At 38.3% G+C, this 1,964-nt stretch carries 3 protein-coding genes; all 3 read right to left on the bottom strand.

Features of this window, described 5'->3' with window-relative positions:
* Nucleotides 1-1,315, bottom strand: a 1,315-nt coding sequence (locus PK547_02770) for a glycosyltransferase family 2 protein (protein HPR91631.1), incomplete at its 3' end; no start/stop codon positions are given.
* Nucleotides 1,316-1,326: 11 nt separating this feature from the next.
* Nucleotides 1,327-1,698, bottom strand: coding sequence for an HIT family protein (locus PK547_02765; GenBank protein HPR91630.1), 372 nt, complete (start codon nucleotides 1,696-1,698; stop codon nucleotides 1,327-1,329).
* A 12-nt stretch (nucleotides 1,699-1,710) separates the two neighbouring features.
* Nucleotides 1,711-1,964: hypothetical protein (locus tag PK547_02760; GenBank protein ID HPR91629.1), on the bottom strand; the 254-nt coding region annotated here is incomplete at its 5' end.

The following is a 1,964-nucleotide window of genomic DNA, read 5'->3' as shown; positions in this document are numbered from 1 at the left end:
AAAATGTCCAATAAATAAAACCAAAAGCTGTTTTAGTGGCGCTAAAATAAGACCATCTATAGCCAATGGAAAAGAGAGAAATCAGCCCATTCGTAGCCCGCGAGATTAAAGACACTAAACTGAGCAGAGTAACAAGAAAATAAGACAGATATTGGAAAGGACCATGCCAAATATACGCCCAGTAAAGATGGTGTATTTTTTTCTTTATATTAGGAACGTTTTTAAGGTTGTCTGGCAGTTGACGGCTCCAGCGGCTCAAATCAGAAATCATTTGCAACTGCCCCATACCCCAACGTTTTCTTTGTTTTATATACATCTTTATAGTAGCTGGAGTTTGTTCGGATGAAGGATAGGGCAAATAATAGGGCCAAGCATTTTCCTGCAAATACATACGTGTGCCTAAATCCAAATCATCGGTAATCGTATGTGGGTTAATTCCCTTCACCGCCAAAACTAGCTTTCTTTCGATAAACAAATTGGTTCCGCCCACAAACGGCATATATAAGAATTGATAGGGCAAGAACGTTTGATGTGAAAAGGCTTGCCCCAGAGCTGCTAATCGGGAAAAATTAGAAATCGACCAGAAATTCCTTACTTGGAAAACTGGCAGTTGAAAAACTCTTTTAGAATTGTCTAGAAGAAAAGCTTTAGCTACTGCTAAAAACGACTGGTTATTGGGATGCGCATCGGTATCAAAAAAAACATAAAAAGCAGGCAATTGCTTAGCTTCTTTTTCATATTCAGTCACAGCCCAGTTAAGGGCTCTCCCTTTGGTAGAAGCTACTTCATGCCCCAAACACTCCCCAGCGATTTCTCCATCAAAATCATAAGGAACATCATAATGCCAAAGATGAAAATCTGGCTGATTAATCTTGTATTTTTCCTGCATTCTCTTTACTTCTGTTTGAGTAGTAACCTTTCCTTCCGCAGCCTTAAGCGTTTCTTTTTGGTCAGTGACTACTATTACCTCATAACTATTGCGCGGATAATTGATATTTAAAAAAGTTTCTATAGTGGAAGCCACCACTTCGCTTTCATCGCGCGCTGGAATAATTATAGTAAAAAAGGGCAATTTAGTTTTACGCTCATTGGCTATCTTTTCTACTGTTTCTATAGTTAAACTCTCTTTGGTTTTCCAATATTTAGAATAAGCATAAATAACCACCATTATTGACCTTACGAAAAGCAAGACGAAAATAACGCCTGACAGGTAGACCACAGCATTGCCGGAAAAAGATAAAAAGGCTCTCCAAAATGGAGATTGGGGCACCAGAAAGTGAAAACTTAAAATAAATGGAATAAGAGATGAACCCATAAAAAATGGAATTAATGATTGGTGCGAGGGTCTAAATGCAAACCGTCTTTAAAATAACGCGGGATAATGTGGATATGCGGTCGGTGAGGAACGCCCGACTCAGCCGCTTCACCGTTATAAATCATATAATTATAACCGTCGGCATGAAGCTCAGCGCTAAGTTTCTCGGCTAATTCTCTAGCTTTAGCGTGCAGTTGCAACCATTCCTCTTCTGGCATAGCCTTAATGCTGGTATAATGATTTTTACTGAAAACTAACAAGTGGTTAGGAGCGATAGGTTGGACATCGAAAATAGCTAAAAAATTATCATCTTCATAATATTTCTTAGCAGGTATATCCCCTTTAATAATTTTACAAAAAATACAATGAGGGTCGCTTAACATATAAAATTTATTTTAGCTCAAATTTCTTTTTAAACTTTTAATAAGATGCGCCAACAAAAAAGTATTAACAACATCGCTTTTCTCCGCCCAACCTCGGCGGGCTTCATTTACTCCATACTCCATTCTGTTTAAATCTTCCAAAGCATGGGTATCGCTATCAATGGCAAACTTCACTCCGGCTTCTTTGGCTTCCTTCACTTTCAAGGCATCTAGGTCTAAACGCAAGGGGCTAGCATTAATTTCTAAAATAGTATGGCTTTCAATGG

Source organism: Candidatus Paceibacterota bacterium (assembly GCA_035404205.1).
In the GTDB taxonomy this organism is placed as follows: Bacteria; Patescibacteriota; Minisyncoccia; order UBA6257; family JAVHQB01; genus JAVHQB01.
The sequence above is the reverse complement of the archived record's forward strand: the minus strand, read 5'-3'. Positions and strand labels throughout refer to the sequence as shown.